This is a genomic window from Halorussus sp. AFM4 (assembly GCF_051194995.1).
Lineage (GTDB): Archaea > Halobacteriota > Halobacteria > Halobacteriales > Haladaptataceae > Halorussus.
Window position 1 is genome coordinate 342,765 of sequence record NZ_JBNTJT010000004.1, and the last position, 14,511, is coordinate 357,275.

The following is a 14,511-nucleotide window of genomic DNA, read 5'->3' on the forward strand; positions in this document are numbered from 1 at the left end:
CTCACCCGAACTTCCCGGTGATGTAGTCCTCGACGCGCCGGCTGTTGGGGTTCTCGAATATCTGGTCGGTCTCCCCGTACTCGACCAGCTCCCCGCCGGTGAGGAAGACGGCGGTCTGGTCGGAGATGCGGGCGGCCTGCTGCATGTTGTGCGTGACGATGACGACCGTGTAGCGCTCCGAGAGGTCCTCGATCAGGTCTTCGATCTTGGCGGTGGCGATGGGGTCGAGCGCGGAGGCGGGCTCGTCCATCAGGATGACCTCGGGGTCGACCGCCAGGCACCGCCCGATGCAGAGGCGCTGTTGCTGGCCGCCCGAGAGCCCGAGCGCGTTGTCGTCGAGCCGGTCGCTGACCTCGTCCCAGAGCGCGGCCTGCCTCAGCGAGCGCTCGACGAGTTCGTCTTCCTTCTCGGGGTCGGCGCGACCGAGGAGTTTGTCGAGCAGGCCGTCGTCGATGTCGCCGTGCTTGCGCGGCCCGTACGCGATGTTGTCCCGGATGGACTTCGGGAAGGGGTTGGGCGACTGGAAGACCATGCCGACGCGCTTGCGGAGCTCGACCAGGTTCACGCCGTCCTGGTAGATCTCCTCGCCGTCGAGCTCCACCGACCCGTCGACCCGCGCCGAGCGGATGCGGTCGTTCATCCGGTTGAGACACCGCAGGAACGTCGACTTCCCGCAGCCAGACGGGCCGATGAGTGCGGTGACGCTCTTCTCCGGGATGTCGATGGAGACGCCCTTGAGCGCGTGGTCGTCGCCGTAGTGGACGTCGAGGTCTTCGACCGAGAGCTTGGGCGCGCCGTCGAACTCGTACTCGGTCCACTCGTCGCGGACGGTCTCTTCGGACTCGCCCGCGGTGGTCGAGGCGGTCGCGGCGGACCGCCCGGTCGCGGGCGACTCCGCGGACTCGGCCGCGTCTGGTGTCGGCGAGTCGGCCGCCGGATCGCTCGCCGGGGACCGTTCGGACCTGGCGCCCGCGGGCGAGGCGTCTGTGCGACTGTCCTGGTGTGACGTGGAATCGGGTGTCGTCTCTGTCATTGGTAGAGTTTCTTCCGGAAGTAGTACCTCGTGGCGATGCCGACCGCGTAGAACGACAGCACGACCGCGAGCAGGACCAGCACCAGCCCCCACGCGAAGTTGTCGGGGTTGTTGATGGGTCCCTCGACGCCCGCCTTCACGAGCGCGTACACCTGGTAGGGGAGCGCGCTGGTCGCCTGCAGGAGCTCGGGGTTCGTGACGAACGGCGGCGACGAACTGAACCGGAAGCCGCCGATGACGTCCACCGTCTGGCTCCCCGGAAGGAGAGTGCCGCCGGCCATCGTCAGCAGGATGGGCGCGGTCTCGCCCGCGATGCGGCCGACCCCGAGGATGACCCCGGTGACGACGCCGGGCATCGCGGCCGGCAGGACCACGCTCCGGATGGTCTGCCACTTCGTGACGCCGAGCGCGGCGCTGGCGTCGCGGTACTCGTCGGGGACCGCGAGCATCGCCTCGCGGCCGGTGATGACGACCAGCGGGAGGAGCATGAACCCGAGGGTGAGCATCCCCGACAGCAGCGACTTCTGACCGCCGAACCGCGGGATGAGGAAGGCGTACCCGAACAGGCCGAACACGATGCTGGGCGTGCTCCACAGCCCGTTGGTCGCCACCTCGACGACCTCGGTGAACCGCCCCTCGTCGGCGTACTCGCTCAGGAAGACGGCGGCGCCGACGCCGAGCGGGACCGCGAACAGCACCGCGCCCACGACCAGCCAGACCGTGCCGGCGATGGCGGGCAGGACGCCGTCGACGTCGGCCAGCAGCGAGACGCCGTTCATGAGGAACGGCCACGACACCGGCCAGACGACGGTGTAACTGACCCCGAACAGCGCGATCGTCGTCGACGGTCCGGCGCCGGACCCGACCGAAATCCCCTGGACGAGGCCGGGGAACCCCTTGGCGACGACGAACGCTATCAGTCCGAACAGGACCGCGAGGATGGCACCCGCGTTGAGGTAGAGGAGGACGTGGGCGCCGACGTGGCGACCCCGCGCGCCGAAGCCGCCGTAGGCCTTCGCGCCGGACCAGCCGATGACCAGCGCGCAGAACATCACCACGGTCGGCACGACGAACCGGGGGAAGAACGTCGCGCGGAGGCCGCCGGGCGTCCACGACCACTGCGGGCCGATGGTGCCCGTGACGAAGACGAGGCCGGCGAACAGCGCGAGCGCGCCCGCCGGCAGCGTCGACCCGACGTCCTCGCGCGGGGCGACCGTCGCGGCGAACGCGACCGCGGCCGCGGCGAGCGCGGCGACCAGCCACCCGCCGAGGCCGAGCCCGAGCGTCTGGGACCCGACGAGCCCGCCGACGACGAACCAGATTGCCGCGAACGCCGTCGCCGCGACCAGCCCGGCGTCGGTCTGGGGTTCGGTCGGGAGGACCCCGAGGCGCGACCCGGCGCCGAAGCCGAGTATCGTCGCGCCGAGGACCGCGAGCAGCCCGCCGAGCGCGGTCACCATCGGGACGCCGGCGACCGCGTCGGTCATCGTGAGCAGCTCGAACTGGGCGCCGAGCGCGAGCGCGAACAGCAGCGCCGAGAGCCCGACCGTCCCGGCCGCGAGCAGTTCGGCGACCGAGGTCCCCTCGCGGACGAGGGCGTCCCGCTCGGCGCCGGTACCGCGGTCGGCGCCGGGATCCGGGCCCGCGCCGCCGGCCGGACTCGGGTTCGTTCCCCGGTCCCCGCCGGTGACGCCGCTCATCACCGGTCGCCTCCGAGCTTCTGCTTCATGCGCTTCTCTATCAGCTGGGAGCCGACGCTCAGGAACAGCACGGTGACGAACAGCACCACGCCGGCCGCGAACAGCGCGTTCATCTGGAGCCCGTGGGAGCTCCCGTACCGGGCCGCGATGAGGCTGGTGAGCGTCTCGTACCCGTAGAACACGTTGTAGACGGGGTCGGGCAGCGCGGGGCTGTTCCGGAGCATCACGGTCGCGGCCATGGTCTCGCCGATGGCGCGACCGACCCCGAGCAGCACCGCGGCCGACACGCCCGAGAACGCCGCCGGCAGCGTGATGGTCGACATGGTCTGCCAGTCGGTCGTGCCGAGCGCGAGCGACCCGCTCTTCATCGACTCGGGCACGCTGTTGAGCGCGTCCTCGGCGACCGACACCACCGTCGGCAGCGCCATCAGGCCGACGACGACGCCGACGAACAGGTAGGTCCCCTGCCCGACCAGGTCGAACTGGTCGCTGGCCCACGGGCTGAGGATGGTGAAGCCGATGAACCCGTAGACGATGGAGGGGATCCCCGCCAGGATCTCGACGCCGGGCTTGACGAGCTCCCGCACCGTCGGCGGCGCGACCTCGCTGATGAACAGCGCGGCCGCGACGCCGAGCGGGCCGGCGACGAGCGTGGCGATCACGGTCACCAGGACCGTCCCGTGGATCATCGGCACGAGCGAGAACCGCTTGGCTGTCACCGGGTCCCAGGTCGTCTCGGTGAACAGCCGGAGCCCCGGCACCGACACGCCGAGCACCTCCGCGGAGGCGTACTCGAACGCGGGCCACGCCTCCAGGAAGATGAACACCGTGATGAGCCCCAGTATCAGGATGGTCGAGACGGTCATCGTTAGCGACAGCGCGTGCGCGGTCACTGCTTGGTGGCGGAACCAGCCGTACCCGACCGCCACCAGAAACGCGAGGAACGCCACCGTGGTCAGCGGCGACGTCACGAGGAAGCCGACGAACGTGGCCAGCAGCGCCAGCGAGCCGATCGCGCCCGTCGCGAGCGCCCCGTCGTCGGTCTCCGCGACGGCGTCGCGTGCCTCGGACAGCCGCCGCCGGAGCGCCCCTCGTAGTCCGGTCCAGTCAGTCTCAGTCAGTGTTGCCATTTTTCGTGTGGTATGATTCAGATGCGGTCGAAAACGGAACGACGAGGGCAACAGCGGCTTCGAGCGATGCAGCCGGCCGTCTACCGGGTGCCCCAGGGCCGGCGGGCTGCTCTACGCCATGTCGGGGAGCTTGCTCTTCTCCTTCTCGATGTCCTTGGTCGGGAGCGGGATGTAGTTGTTGTCCTCGACGAACACCTTCTGGCCGAACGTCGTCAGGAACATGTTGATGAACGCGGCCTCGCGCTTGTCGGTGCCCGACGGCGTCTCGTCGGTCTTCTTGGTGTACATGTGCAGGTCCCGGTTGAGCGGGTAGTCGCTGTCGAAGATGGTGTGGCTCGCGTTCTTGTCGGGCTTGTAGGTCGTCCCGTTGAACTCGATGGCGATGGGCTTGACCTGCTTGCCCGTGAACGCCAGCGCCATGTACGCGATGGCGCCCTCGTTCTGCTGGACGACGGTCTTGACCTGCTGGTTCTGGCCCTTCCGGGTGTCGACGCCCGGCATCGGAGCCTCGGCGTCGCCGAGCATGTTGAGGCGGAACGCGGTGTCGGTGCCCGAGCCCTCGGCGCGGCCGACGCAGTAGATCTCCTTGTCGGGGCCGCCGACCTCGCTCCAGTTCGTGATCTCGTTCTGGTAGATCTTCTTGACCTGCTCGGCGGTGAGCTTCTGGACGCCGGCGTCCCAGATGTCCTTGCTCACGACGACGGGCTGGCCGTCGCGGCCGACGACGTGGTCGACGTAGTTCTCCTTGGCCTTCTTGTCGCTGATGCCGAGTTCGGCCGTGATGGGCCCCGAGGAGTTGCCGATGTCGACGAGTCCGTCGCGGACCGACTTGCAGCCGGTACCGGAGTGGCTCAGGCCGACCGTGGTCGGGAACGGCGGGTTGGCCTGCTTGCCCGTCGCCTCGAAGCCGAAGAGGCCGGCGAAGTAGTCGGCGAGGCGCTTGTCGGTCTTGATCTCGCTCCAGCCGGGGACTGTCCCCTCGCTGGACGAGCCCCAGTACTCGCCGTCGCTCGGCGGCGCGTTGGAGTTCCAGTAGGAGCTGCCCTTGTTCGAGATGGGGTAGACGGTCGAGGAGCCCTCGGCGCTGAGCATCGAGGTGTCCATCGAGCCGGTGTCCTGCTGGGCCGTCTCGTCGGACCCCTGGGTGGTGTCGGTCGACCCCTCGGTCGTGCCGCCGTCGGACCCGTCGGCCGTCGTCGTGTTGTTGTCGGAACCGCCGGTACACCCGGCGAGCGCCGTGGTCGCACCCGCACCGGACGCGAGCAGGAACATCCGGCGCGATACGCTGTCAGACTGCCGTCCGTTGTCAGACGTCATCACGTAGTGAGACCCGGAACTCGATTAAGTACCCTTATAATTGCTGAATATATCACCTCTGTCGAGTAATAGGCGAACCGTCGGGCGGGTCGTGAAACGCCCTCATAGGTACTCTACATAGACGGCGGGGTGTCGGGGCACGAGGGACTATAAGAAGCAAAACACGACGCCGATAGTGGGTGGCCTCGTCGCTGTGATGCCTCGATCGCTCCCGATTCCGAGACTAAAGCGCCCGTGTGAACCGAGTACTCGTATAAACCCCTGGGCCGGACTCGACCGGGTCCGCGTCGGTTCTCGAACGCCGGATTCCCGTCTCTCGCCCGGTAACGCGTTCGTCCGGGCGAATTTCTCGAACCCCCGGCTGACGGTTCGCCGTGTTACCTATTGGCTAGGAAACGAACATTTATATAGAATCACAATCATACTCTCTGGTGTACTATGAGCCAGCGAGGACAGCGGATGCAAGGCCAGCCGATGATCGTAATGTCCGAGGACTCCCAGCGAGTCAAGGACAAGGACGCCCAGGAGCACAACATCACCGCGGCCCGGGCGGTCGCCGACGCGGTCCGCTCCACACTCGGCCCGAAAGGGATGGACAAGATGCTCGTCGACTCGATGGGCGACGTCACCATCACCAACGACGGCGTCACCATCCTCCAGGAGATGGACATCGACAACCCGACGGCCGAGATGATCATCGAGGTCGCCGAGACTCAGGAGGACGAGGCCGGCGACGGCACGACCACGGCCGTCGCCATCGCGGGTGAACTCCTCAAGAACGCCGAGGACCTCCTCGAGCAGGACATCCACCCGACCGCCATCATCAAGGGCTTCCACCTCGCCAGCGAGAAGGCCCGCGAGGAGATCAACAACGTCGCCCAGGACGTCGACCCCGACGACGAGGACCTGCTCCGCAAGGTCGCCGAGACGTCGATGACCGGCAAGGGCGCCGAACTCAACAAGGAGCGCCTCAGCCAGATCATCGTCGACGCGGTCCAGCAGGTCACCGTCGACGGCACCGTCGACCTCGAGTACGTCAAGACCGAGACCCAGACCGGCCGCTCGGCCGGCGAGTCCGAGCTCCTGAAGGGCGCGGTCATCAGCAAGGACCCGGTCCACGACAACATGCCCACGAGCGCGGAGGACGCCGACATCCTCCTGCTCAACGAGGCCATCGAGATCGAGGAGACCGACGTCGACACCAGCGTCAACATCGAGAACCCCGACCAGCTCCAGAGCTTCCTCGACCAGGAGGAGCAGCAGCTCCGCGAGAAGGTCGACAAGATCGTCGAGACCGGCGCCGACGTCGTCTTCTGCCAGAAGGGCATCGACGACATGGCCCAGCACTACCTCGCCAAGGAGGGCATCCTGGCGGTCCGCCGGGTCAAGAAGAGCGACATCGGCTTCCTCAAGGAGGTCCTCGGCGCGAGCGTCGTCTCCGACCTCGACAGCGTCTCGACCGACGACCTCGGTCACGGCGACGTGACCCGCGACGCCGACGACGAGCTGTTCTACGTCGAGGGCGAGGACAGCCACGGCGTCACCCTCCTGCTCCGCGGCTCGACCGACCACGTGGTCGACGAGCTCGAGCGCGGCGTCACCGACGCGCTCGACGTGGTCGCCCAGACCGTCTCGGACGGCCGCGTCGTCGCTGGCGGCGGCGCCATCGAGGTCGAGGTCGCGGGCCGGCTCCGCGACTACGCCGACTCCGTCGAGGGCCGCGAGCAGCTCGCGGTCGAGGCGTTCGCCGACTCGCTCGAACTCGTCCCGCGCGTCCTCGCCGAGAACGCCGGTCTGGACTCCATCGACACCCTCGTGGACCTCCGCGCGGCCCACGAGTCCGACGACGAGCGCGCCGGCCTGAACGTCGAGAGCGGCGAGGTCGTCGACACCTTCGACGCGGGCGTCGTCGAGCCGGCCCACGCCAAGGAGCAGGCCGTCTCCAGCGCCACCGAGGCCGCGAACCTCGTGCTCAAGATCGACGACATCATCTCCGCCGGCGACCTGTCGACCGACAAGGGCGACGACGAGCAGGGCGGTCCCGGCGGTATGGGCGGCATGGGCGGCATGGGCGGCGCGATGTGACGCAGGCCGCAGGCTGAATCACACCGCCCGCCGCATTGCGACCGCACTGTACCGCGATCGGCCGACCGACGGAATCTCCGTTTTTTGGCTTCGACCTCCGAGAGCCGTCAGTAGCTGTTTCCGCCCGGCCGAACCGCCGTGGCAAACCCTGCGCGATTCGGCACCGTTTTAGGTAATTTATAGTGCCGGCGGTCGAAGCCACCCGTATGGACACGCTCCTGCTCAACCGGGACGCCGTCGACGAGAACACCCAGATGCCGGACGTCATCCGGGCGGTCGAGGACGCGTTCGCCGCGTACGCCCGCGGCGACGCCCAGATGCCCGCGAAGTCCTACATCGACCTCCCCCAGTACAACGGCGACTTCCGGTCGATGCCGGCGTACCTCGAGGCCGCGGACTGGGACGCCGCCGGCATCAAGTGGGTCAACGTCCACCCCGACAACCCCGACCGGTTCGACCTCCCCACGGTGATGGGCACGATGGTCTACTCCGACCCCGAGACCGCGTTCCCACTGGCCATCATGGACGGCACCGAGCTCACGATGAAGCGCACCGGCGCGGCCGCCGCGGTCGCCACCGACCACCTCGCGGTCGAGGACGCGACCACGATGGGCATCGTCGGCGCGGGCGTCCAGTCGTACACCCAGCTCGAGGCCGTCTCGGAGATCCGGCCCATCGAGGAGGTCGTCGTCAGCGACCCCGACGAGGAGGCGGTCGCCGACTTCATCGACTACTTCGAGGGCGAGTTCGAGGTGCGGGCGGGCTCCATCAAGGAGGCCGCGCAGTGCGACGTGCTCTCGACGGTGACGCCGGTCGAGGACCCCATCGTCTCCCGGGAGGCCATCGGCGAGCGCACCCACGTCAACGCCATGGGCGCCGACGCGGAGGGCAAGCACGAGCTCGCCGACGAGATCCTTCTGGACGCCAAGCTGGTCATCGACGACCACGCCCAGACCACCCACTCGGGCGAGATCAACGTCCCGTACCGCGAGGGTGTCCTGACCGACGACGACATCTACGGCGAGCTCGGCGACATCGTCGTGGGCGACCTCGACGGGCGAACCGCCGAGGACGGCATCACCGTCTTCGACTCCACCGGCCTCGCCATCCAGGACGTGGCCGCGGCGCACGTCGTCTACGAGCACGCCGACGACAACGACAACGGCTACCCCTTCGACCTCATCGGCACCGAGACGCAGTAGTCCAGAACCGGCTCCTGGGGCCGCCCGCTACCGCGAGGACCGGGATCGGTCGCCCGGCAGTCGCTCGGTCGGGGCCTTCCGGGCGAAGAAGCCCGTTATCTTCGAGAGCAGCCACACGATGGCGATGAACGGCAGAAGCGGCACCAGCAGCACCAGCATCCCGAGGAAGTAGGCGATGCCGATGGCGGTCATCTCGGCGTCGGGCCGGCCGCTGAAGCCCGGCGTCACCGTCCGCGCGACCTTCTTCACCGGTTCGGGTACGACGCCCTCGCTTCCTCCGTCGGAGTCCCCCTCGCTCATGGCGTGACCTATCGACGACCGGAGGGATAAGCGTTTGCGGCCGGCCGGCGCGACCGGGGTTCGTTTCGCGTCGAACTCCCGCGGAACAGCGGAAACGGTGGTGTCGGACGCGCGTCAGACGCTCCGTCGAGCGGCGGGCCGGACGGCCGGCTCACACCGCGTCGCCGCGGAGGTACGCCTCCTCGTCCTCCACGCCGGAGAACGCCGACGCCGGGATCTTGTGCTGGTCGTCGCTGCGGTCCCAGTCGAGGCGCTCTATCACGTCCTCGGGGACCTCGTTCCAGTTGGGGTCCACGTAGACGGTGTCGCCGACGACGTCGCTGATGGTGGCGATGCGCTGGTTGCTGGTGACGACTGCCTTGCCCTCGTCGCCGTCGGAGAGTTCCGGAGCCATGGACCGAACAGTAGGGTCACCGCGGGCAAAACGTCGGTGGCCGACCGCGGTCTCCGCGGTCGCGGCGGAGTTCCGTCGGGCGATCATCGTCGCCGCAAAGAAGCAGCGCCGGGTGCCTCGACCGCTAGGGCTACTGCGAGGGCAGGTCCTCGCGGATGCGGATCTGGCTGTTCTGGACCGCGGTGACGGCGTCCTCGTCGATGGTGTGGTGGTCGTCGCCCTCCGCCCAGCCGAGCGCGTCGCGCAGGTCCTCGGGGACGTGGTCCCAGTCGGGGTCGACGTAGGCGGTCCCGCCGCGGACGTCGGTGACGGTGCCGATGCGCTCGGTGTCGCTCACGACGGTCTTGCCGCGGTCGTCGTCCGAGAGTTCCGCAGTCATGACGGTGGTAGTTGGCGGGGCGGAAGGAAAACCTCGGTGGCCCCGACTCACGGAGTCGGTGCGGGAGCGCCCGCCGACGCGACCGCGCAGGTGACGAAACCTTGAGGTGGTGTCCCCGAGTCGGCCCGGCTCGTGGGCGAGTTCGCCGACGACGTGCGCGACCGACTCCGGGACGCCCTCGCCGAGCGCCGGCCCTCGCTCGACTGGACGACCGAGTACACCATCCGGCGGACGCCCGTCGACGTGGTCGGCGCGAGCGACCGCCGGTTCGTCGCGGTCGAACTCGAGTGGCGAAGGGCCGACCCCGTCAACAACACCGCGAAGCTGTTCTACTACGCCGACGAGGGCGAGATGGACAGGTACGACGAGGTGGTCGTCTGCCAGCTGTTCTCGGGGTACTACGACCTCGCGTCAGGAGGAACTTCGTCGAAGCGCGAGGTCGCGGAGTTCGTCGGCGAGACCGCCGCCGCGTCGGTCGAGCGCGTCTCCTTCCACCCGCTCCGGCTCCCCATCGACCCGCCCAAGCGGGGCGGCGAGCGACCCGACGACTGGCGGGCGCGGACCGACGAGACCGCCGAGGCGGTCGCGTCGCTGCTCTGAGTCGGGCGCTCGTTCACTCCCGGAACTCCCGGCGCTCGCTACGAGCCGGTCCCAGGAAGAACCGGGCCCCGAGCCCGTAGACCAGCCCGTACGAGACCGCCAGCGCCAGGGCGTACGCGAGACCGAACCCGAAGTCGGGCACTGGCGGCGCCGCCCCGGTCAGGTCGAGCAGCCGCGGCACCGCGAACGGGAACAGGAAGCCGAGCACGAGCAGGGTGACCACGACCTCGATGCGCCGGTCGTGCGCGCCGGGCGTGACCGGCCGGGTCGCGACCCAGGCGTAGCCCGCGGCGAAGGCGGCGAGGACCACGACCGCGAACGGCCGCGAGAGGTCGACGGCGGCCGGCGTCCGCGTGAGGTGGAGGTACCACGTCGCCGCCAGCAGGCCGAGCAGGAAGACGTACGCGGCGGTGACCGCCCACTGGAGCCCGCCGACGACCTTGGCGGCGAGCGTCGGTCCGGACGGTTCCGCGGCCCGCGACTCCGGCGCGTCGGTCATACCTCCGGTTCGGCGCCGGAGCGAAAAATCCTACCGGCGGTACGCCGGCGATGCGGACTGCGAGGGGCCGCCGCCGCCGGCGTCCTCACTCCAATACGACCAGGTCCTCGTCGAGCATGTCGCCGAGGACGTCCCGGGCGTGGCCGTCGGGGTCGACGCCCTCGTACACCGCCTTCACCTCGCCGTCGGCCAGCACGAAGGTCGTCCGGGAGGCCGCGCCGCGCGCGGAGTCGACGTCCACGCCGAACGCCTCGGCGATCTCGGCGTCGGGGTCGGCCAGCAGGTCGAACCGGATCTCGTACTTCTCGGCGAACTGCTCGTGGCTCTCGACGTCGTCGGTCGAGACGCCGAACACCGAGACGCCGGCGTCGCGGTAGCTCTCGAGCTCCCGGTCGAACTGCTCGGCCTCGGTGGTGCAGCCCGGCGTGTCGTCGCGGGGGTAGAAGTACAGGACGGTCGGCTCGTCGAAGTCGAGTTCGACGGTCTCGCCGCGCTGGTTCTGCGCCTCCACGGTCGGGGCGTCGTCGCCGGTGTCGAGCGTCATGTCCGGGCATTGCGGCCCGGACGGGAAGGCGTTTGCGCTCGGCCGGCGGTCCGGCTCCGGTCGTCGACCGCTCGGTCGCCGTCGGCTGTCGCGTTCGGGCTCAGCTGATGTCGATCCGGTGGCCGTCGCCCTCGCTCGCGCTCCGCTTCGGCAGGGTCACGGTCAGCACGCCGTTGCGGTAGTCGGCCGAGACGTTCTCCTCGTCGACCTCCTCGGGGATCGTCACCGTGCGGTTCACCGACTCGTGTCGTCGCTCCTTCCGGATGTACCGGCCCTCGCCCTCGTCGGTCTGCTCGGTCTCCCGCTCGCGCTCGGCCCGGATGCTGAGCCGGTCGCCCTGGAGGGTCAGGTCGATGTCCTCCTTCTGGTAGCCGGGCAGGTCGGCGGTCACGACGAACTCGTCGCCGCGGTCGGCGACGTCTATCGACGCGCCGCCGCCACCGAACTGGGCCATCCCCTCGCCGCCCATCGACCCCTCGAGCTGGCGGCTCATGCGGTTCATCATCTCCTCGATCTCCTTGAACGGATTCCTGCGTCCGGACATTGTGTTCCCCCGGCCGGGACTCCGACGCCATCGGTCTTAAAAATTCAGCCCGGCCGGCGTCGGGGGCTCCGACCGCCGGACCGGTCGACCGAACGCTGCGTCGTCGGTCGGCCGCGGCGGTCAGTGTATCACGTGCTCGGTGTCGTACGACCCAAGGCGCCGGACCCAGCCGTTCTCCGCGATCTCCTCGACGTCCGCGATGGCCTCCTGGGCGCGGTCCTCGTAGAGCCCGGCCGCGAAGTCGACGTGGAACACGTAGTCGCCGAGCCGCTCGCCGCTGGGCCGGGACTCGACCCGCGTCAGGTTGATGTCCCGGTCGGCGAACGGTTCGAGCAGTTCGAGCAGCAGGCCGGGGTAGTTGGCGTTGGGGTAGACCACCAGCGAGGACTTGCCGCCGGCGTCGGACCGCTCGTCGGCGGGCGCGATGACGAAGAACCGCGTGGCGTTCGAGGTCTTGTCCTGGATGCCCTCGGCGACGACCCGGAGCTCCGGGTCGCCGTCGGCGTTGGCCGGGTGACCGATGCCCGCCACGTCGGGGTTCTCGCGGGCGTGCTCGACGCCGCGGGCGGTGCTGGCCACGGCCTCGAGGTCGGCCTCGGGGTACTCCTCCTCGAGGAAGCTCCGGCACTGCGCGAGCGCCTGGGAGTGGCTGGCGACCACCGAGAACTCCCCGCTCTGGGCCAGCAGGGCGTGGCGGATCGGCGTGACGACCTCCTGGACGGCCGCGACCTCGCGGTCGGTCAGCGCGTCGAGCGTCTCGGTGACGCTGCCCTCGATGCTGTTCTCGATGGGGACGACGCCCCGGTCGTACTCGCCGTCGGCCACCGCCTCGACGATGGCGGTGACCGACTCGCGGAACTCCACGTCGTCGGCGACCGAGGCGGCCGCCCGGTGGGAGTAGGTGCCCTCGGGGCCGAGCGTGACAGCTTGCATATGCACGCCCTTTCGCGGTGGTCACCAAAAGGGCGTCGGGTGTGACAGATTTCCCGCGGGCGGCGGTGCGACTGGTTCGGGGGCGCTACTCCAGTTCGAGCTTCCGCACGAAGCCGAGGTTCTTGAGCTCGTTCAGCACGTCGCCGGGGATGTCGTCGTCGGTCACCAGGTAGAGCCGCGGCTCGTCGGTGAACTCCGGGTCCTCGCTGATCGTCTGGCGGATGGAGATGTCGTTGTCCGCCAGCAGCGTCGTCACCGTCGCCACGATGCCGGGCTGGTCGGCGTCCGTCACGTCGACGGTCAGCACGGTCAGGTCGAGCACGGGCGCGAGGTCCATCAGGCTCGGGATCGAGGAGATGTTCTGGAAGATGCGCCGCAGCTCCTCGTCGGCGAGGATGGCGTCGGTGGTCGAGTCGACCACCCGGCGGTCGACCCCGATCTCGCGGGCGATCTGGGTGTTGGGAATCTCGATGCTCCCCGAGACGACCCGCCCGTCGTCGTTGACCGAGAAGCCGCGTTCGAGGAGCAGGCGGATGACCGCCTGCTGGGAGGGGCTGCCCTCGAACTTGCGCATGATCTCGTCGAACATGTGTTGGCCAACGGAGGCGCTCGTTAAGGGTCTCCCGGTCGGTCGTCTGCCGCCACGGGTCGACCGCGGAGCGCCACCCCGCCTGCCAAGGGAATTATGTACCGTCCGCGAGATACGCCGACCATGTCCGGCCAGTACGAACTCGGCGTCAGTACGCCGGCGCTCGGGGTCGCGGTCGTCGGCCTCGGCGTCGTCGGCCTCCAGCTCGGCGGACTGACAACCCGGCTCCTCGGCGGCACCGTCCCGGTACCGGCCGCGTTCACCGGGGTTGCGCTCGCCGCGGTCGTCGGCTGGACCGTCGGGTTCTGGCTCGGGTCGGCGGAGTCGACCCCGGCCGAGAGCTGACCGTCGCTCGGGCGCCGGACGAGGCGTCGGCGGAGCGCCGCCCGCCGCCGGTCAGAGCTGGCCCTTGGTGCTCGCGACGTCGCTCCGGCGCTCGTCGATGCGGGTCGCGTCGTCGAGCGCCCGGGCCAGCGACTTGAACAGCGCCTCGATCTCGTGGTGGGCGTTCTCCCCGGTCACCTCGGCGTGGAGCGTCAGCCCGGCGTTCATCGCGAGCGACCGGACGAAGTGCTTGGCCATGTGGCTGGTCATCTCGCCCACGCTGGCCTGCGAGAACGTCCCGTCGAACTCGAAGAGGGGCCGCCCGCTGACGTCGACGACGACCGACGCGACCGCCTCGTCGAGCGGGACCCGGCGGTCGGCGAACCGCTCGATGCCGCGCTTGTCGCCCAGCGCCTCCGCCAGCGCCTCGCCGAGCGCGATGGCCACGTCCTCGACGGTGTGGTGGTCGTCGATGTCGAGGTCGCCGTCGCACCGGACCGTCAGGTCGAACAGCCCGTGCTTGGCGAAGCTCTCGAGCATGTGGTCGAAGAAGCCCACGCCGGTGTCGACCGTGGCGTCGCCGTCGCCGTCGACGTCGAGGGTCACCTCGATGTCGGTCTCGGCGGTCTCGCGGGTCACCGCGGCGGTTCGGTCGCTCATACCCGACAGTTAGCCCGGAGCCACATGGTCGTTGCCCTCCGGCGCGGCATGTGACGAGCGTCTGACAAAGATATATTGCCTCTCTCGCGTAACGACGACGTGAGACAATGCGAAAGATCGACGTCCTGACGCTGCTCGGCCTGCTCGTGGGTGGACTGCTCGCGCTCGGCGACGGCGCGCCGGTGGGCGTACCGGTGCTCGCCGCCAGCGCGTACCTGCTCGCCAAGCCCCGGGCGGCGCCGACCCGCCGGCGCCTGACGGCCGCATTGGGCCGGTAG

General features: G+C 69.3%; 18 protein-coding genes. 5 read left to right on the forward strand and 13 right to left on the reverse strand.

Annotation, left to right across the window (positions count from 1 at the left end; all coding sequences use genetic code 11):
* Nucleotide 1: 1 nt before the first annotated feature.
* The 4 genes from pstB to ACQUQF_RS19145 all read right to left on the reverse strand — a co-directional run bounded on the left by pstB (nt 2) and on the right by ACQUQF_RS19145 (nt 5,180).
* Nucleotides 2-1,033, reverse strand: coding sequence for a phosphate ABC transporter ATP-binding protein PstB (gene pstB / locus ACQUQF_RS19130; RefSeq protein WP_435180733.1), 1,032 nt, complete (start codon nt 1,031-1,033; stop codon nt 2-4).
* Nucleotides 1,030-2,733, reverse strand: coding sequence for a phosphate ABC transporter permease PstA (pstA, locus tag ACQUQF_RS19135; RefSeq protein ID WP_435180734.1), 1,704 nt, complete (start codon nt 2,731-2,733; stop codon nt 1,030-1,032). Before pstA ends, pstB begins: the two co-directional genes overlap by 4 nt.
* Nucleotides 2,733-3,863: a phosphate ABC transporter permease subunit PstC gene (pstC, locus tag ACQUQF_RS19140; protein ID WP_435180735.1), complete on the reverse strand. Its 1,131-nt coding sequence runs from the start codon at nt 3,861-3,863 to the stop codon at nt 2,733-2,735. The genes pstA and pstC overlap by 1 nt, the downstream gene beginning before the upstream one ends.
* 111 nt (nt 3,864-3,974) lie before the next feature.
* Nucleotides 3,975-5,180: a substrate-binding domain-containing protein gene (locus ACQUQF_RS19145; RefSeq protein ID WP_435180736.1), complete on the reverse strand. Its 1,206-nt coding sequence runs from the start codon at nt 5,178-5,180 to the stop codon at nt 3,975-3,977.
* Nucleotides 5,181-5,618: 438 nt separating this feature from the next.
* Between ACQUQF_RS19145 and thsB the strand changes: the two genes are divergently transcribed.
* Entirely contained in the window at nt 5,619-7,265 is a 1,647-nt protein-coding gene (gene thsB, locus ACQUQF_RS19150) for a thermosome subunit beta (RefSeq protein ID WP_435180737.1), read from the forward strand.
* Between the two features lie 206 nt (nt 7,266-7,471).
* The gene (locus ACQUQF_RS19155; RefSeq protein WP_435180738.1) at nt 7,472-8,467 is read left to right on the forward strand and encodes an ornithine cyclodeaminase family protein; all 996 of its coding nucleotides are present in this window, start codon (nt 7,472-7,474) and stop codon (nt 8,465-8,467) included.
* A 27-nt stretch (nt 8,468-8,494) separates the two neighbouring features.
* Here ACQUQF_RS19155 and ACQUQF_RS19160 read toward each other — a convergent pair whose 3' ends face one another.
* From ACQUQF_RS19160 to ACQUQF_RS19170, 3 genes are all read right to left on the reverse strand, one after another.
* Nucleotides 8,495-8,767, reverse strand: coding sequence for a DUF7535 family protein (locus ACQUQF_RS19160; protein WP_435180739.1), 273 nt, complete (start codon nt 8,765-8,767; stop codon nt 8,495-8,497).
* A gap of 151 nt (nt 8,768-8,918) precedes the next feature.
* Nucleotides 8,919-9,161 carry a hypothetical protein gene (locus ACQUQF_RS19165; protein ID WP_435180740.1) on the reverse strand — a complete coding sequence of 81 codons (243 nt, stop codon included), beginning with the start codon at nt 9,159-9,161 and terminating at the stop codon, nt 8,919-8,921.
* Nucleotides 9,162-9,291: 130 nt separating this feature from the next.
* Nucleotides 9,292-9,540: a PRC-barrel domain containing protein gene (locus ACQUQF_RS19170; protein WP_435180741.1), complete on the reverse strand. Its 249-nt coding sequence runs from the start codon at nt 9,538-9,540 to the stop codon at nt 9,292-9,294.
* A 132-nt stretch (nt 9,541-9,672) separates the two neighbouring features.
* Here ACQUQF_RS19170 and ACQUQF_RS19175 point away from each other — a divergent pair, with 132 nt between their 5' ends.
* Complete coding sequence (locus tag ACQUQF_RS19175; protein WP_435180742.1) at nt 9,673-10,140, forward strand: hypothetical protein; 468 nt, start codon at nt 9,673-9,675, stop codon at nt 10,138-10,140.
* Between the two features lie 13 nt (nt 10,141-10,153).
* Here the strand turns inward: ACQUQF_RS19175 and ACQUQF_RS19180 are convergent, their stop codons facing one another.
* The 5 genes from ACQUQF_RS19180 to ACQUQF_RS19200 form a co-directional block, all read right to left on the reverse strand.
* Nucleotides 10,154-10,639 (reverse strand): hypothetical protein, encoded by a 486-nt coding sequence (locus ACQUQF_RS19180; protein WP_435180743.1) that lies wholly within the window; start codon nt 10,637-10,639, stop codon nt 10,154-10,156.
* Between the two features lie 85 nt (nt 10,640-10,724).
* Nucleotides 10,725-11,183: a peroxiredoxin gene (locus ACQUQF_RS19185; RefSeq protein WP_435180744.1), complete on the reverse strand. Its 459-nt coding sequence runs from the start codon at nt 11,181-11,183 to the stop codon at nt 10,725-10,727.
* Between the two features lie 100 nt (nt 11,184-11,283).
* Nucleotides 11,284-11,727, reverse strand: a complete 444-nt coding sequence (locus ACQUQF_RS19190) for an Hsp20/alpha crystallin family protein (RefSeq protein WP_435180745.1) — start codon at nt 11,725-11,727, stop codon at nt 11,284-11,286.
* Between the two features lie 120 nt (nt 11,728-11,847).
* Nucleotides 11,848-12,660 carry a prephenate dehydratase gene (gene pheA, locus ACQUQF_RS19195; RefSeq protein WP_435180746.1) on the reverse strand — a complete coding sequence of 271 codons (813 nt, stop codon included), beginning with the start codon at nt 12,658-12,660 and terminating at the stop codon, nt 11,848-11,850.
* An 85-nt stretch (nt 12,661-12,745) separates the two neighbouring features.
* The gene (locus ACQUQF_RS19200) at nt 12,746-13,249 is read right to left on the reverse strand and encodes an ACT domain-containing protein (RefSeq protein ID WP_435180747.1); all 504 of its coding nucleotides are present in this window, start codon (nt 13,247-13,249) and stop codon (nt 12,746-12,748) included.
* Between the two features lie 123 nt (nt 13,250-13,372).
* Between ACQUQF_RS19200 and ACQUQF_RS19205 the strand changes: the two genes are divergently transcribed.
* Entirely contained in the window at nt 13,373-13,594 is a 222-nt protein-coding gene (locus tag ACQUQF_RS19205) for a hypothetical protein (protein ID WP_435180748.1), read from the forward strand.
* Between the two features lie 51 nt (nt 13,595-13,645).
* Here the strand turns inward: ACQUQF_RS19205 and hisB are convergent, their stop codons facing one another.
* Nucleotides 13,646-14,233: an imidazoleglycerol-phosphate dehydratase HisB gene (gene hisB / locus ACQUQF_RS19210; protein WP_435180749.1), complete on the reverse strand. Its 588-nt coding sequence runs from the start codon at nt 14,231-14,233 to the stop codon at nt 13,646-13,648.
* A 107-nt stretch (nt 14,234-14,340) separates the two neighbouring features.
* Here hisB and ACQUQF_RS19215 point away from each other — a divergent pair, with 107 nt between their 5' ends.
* Nucleotides 14,341-14,511, forward strand: coding sequence for a hypothetical protein (locus ACQUQF_RS19215; RefSeq protein ID WP_435180750.1), 171 nt, complete (start codon nt 14,341-14,343; stop codon nt 14,509-14,511).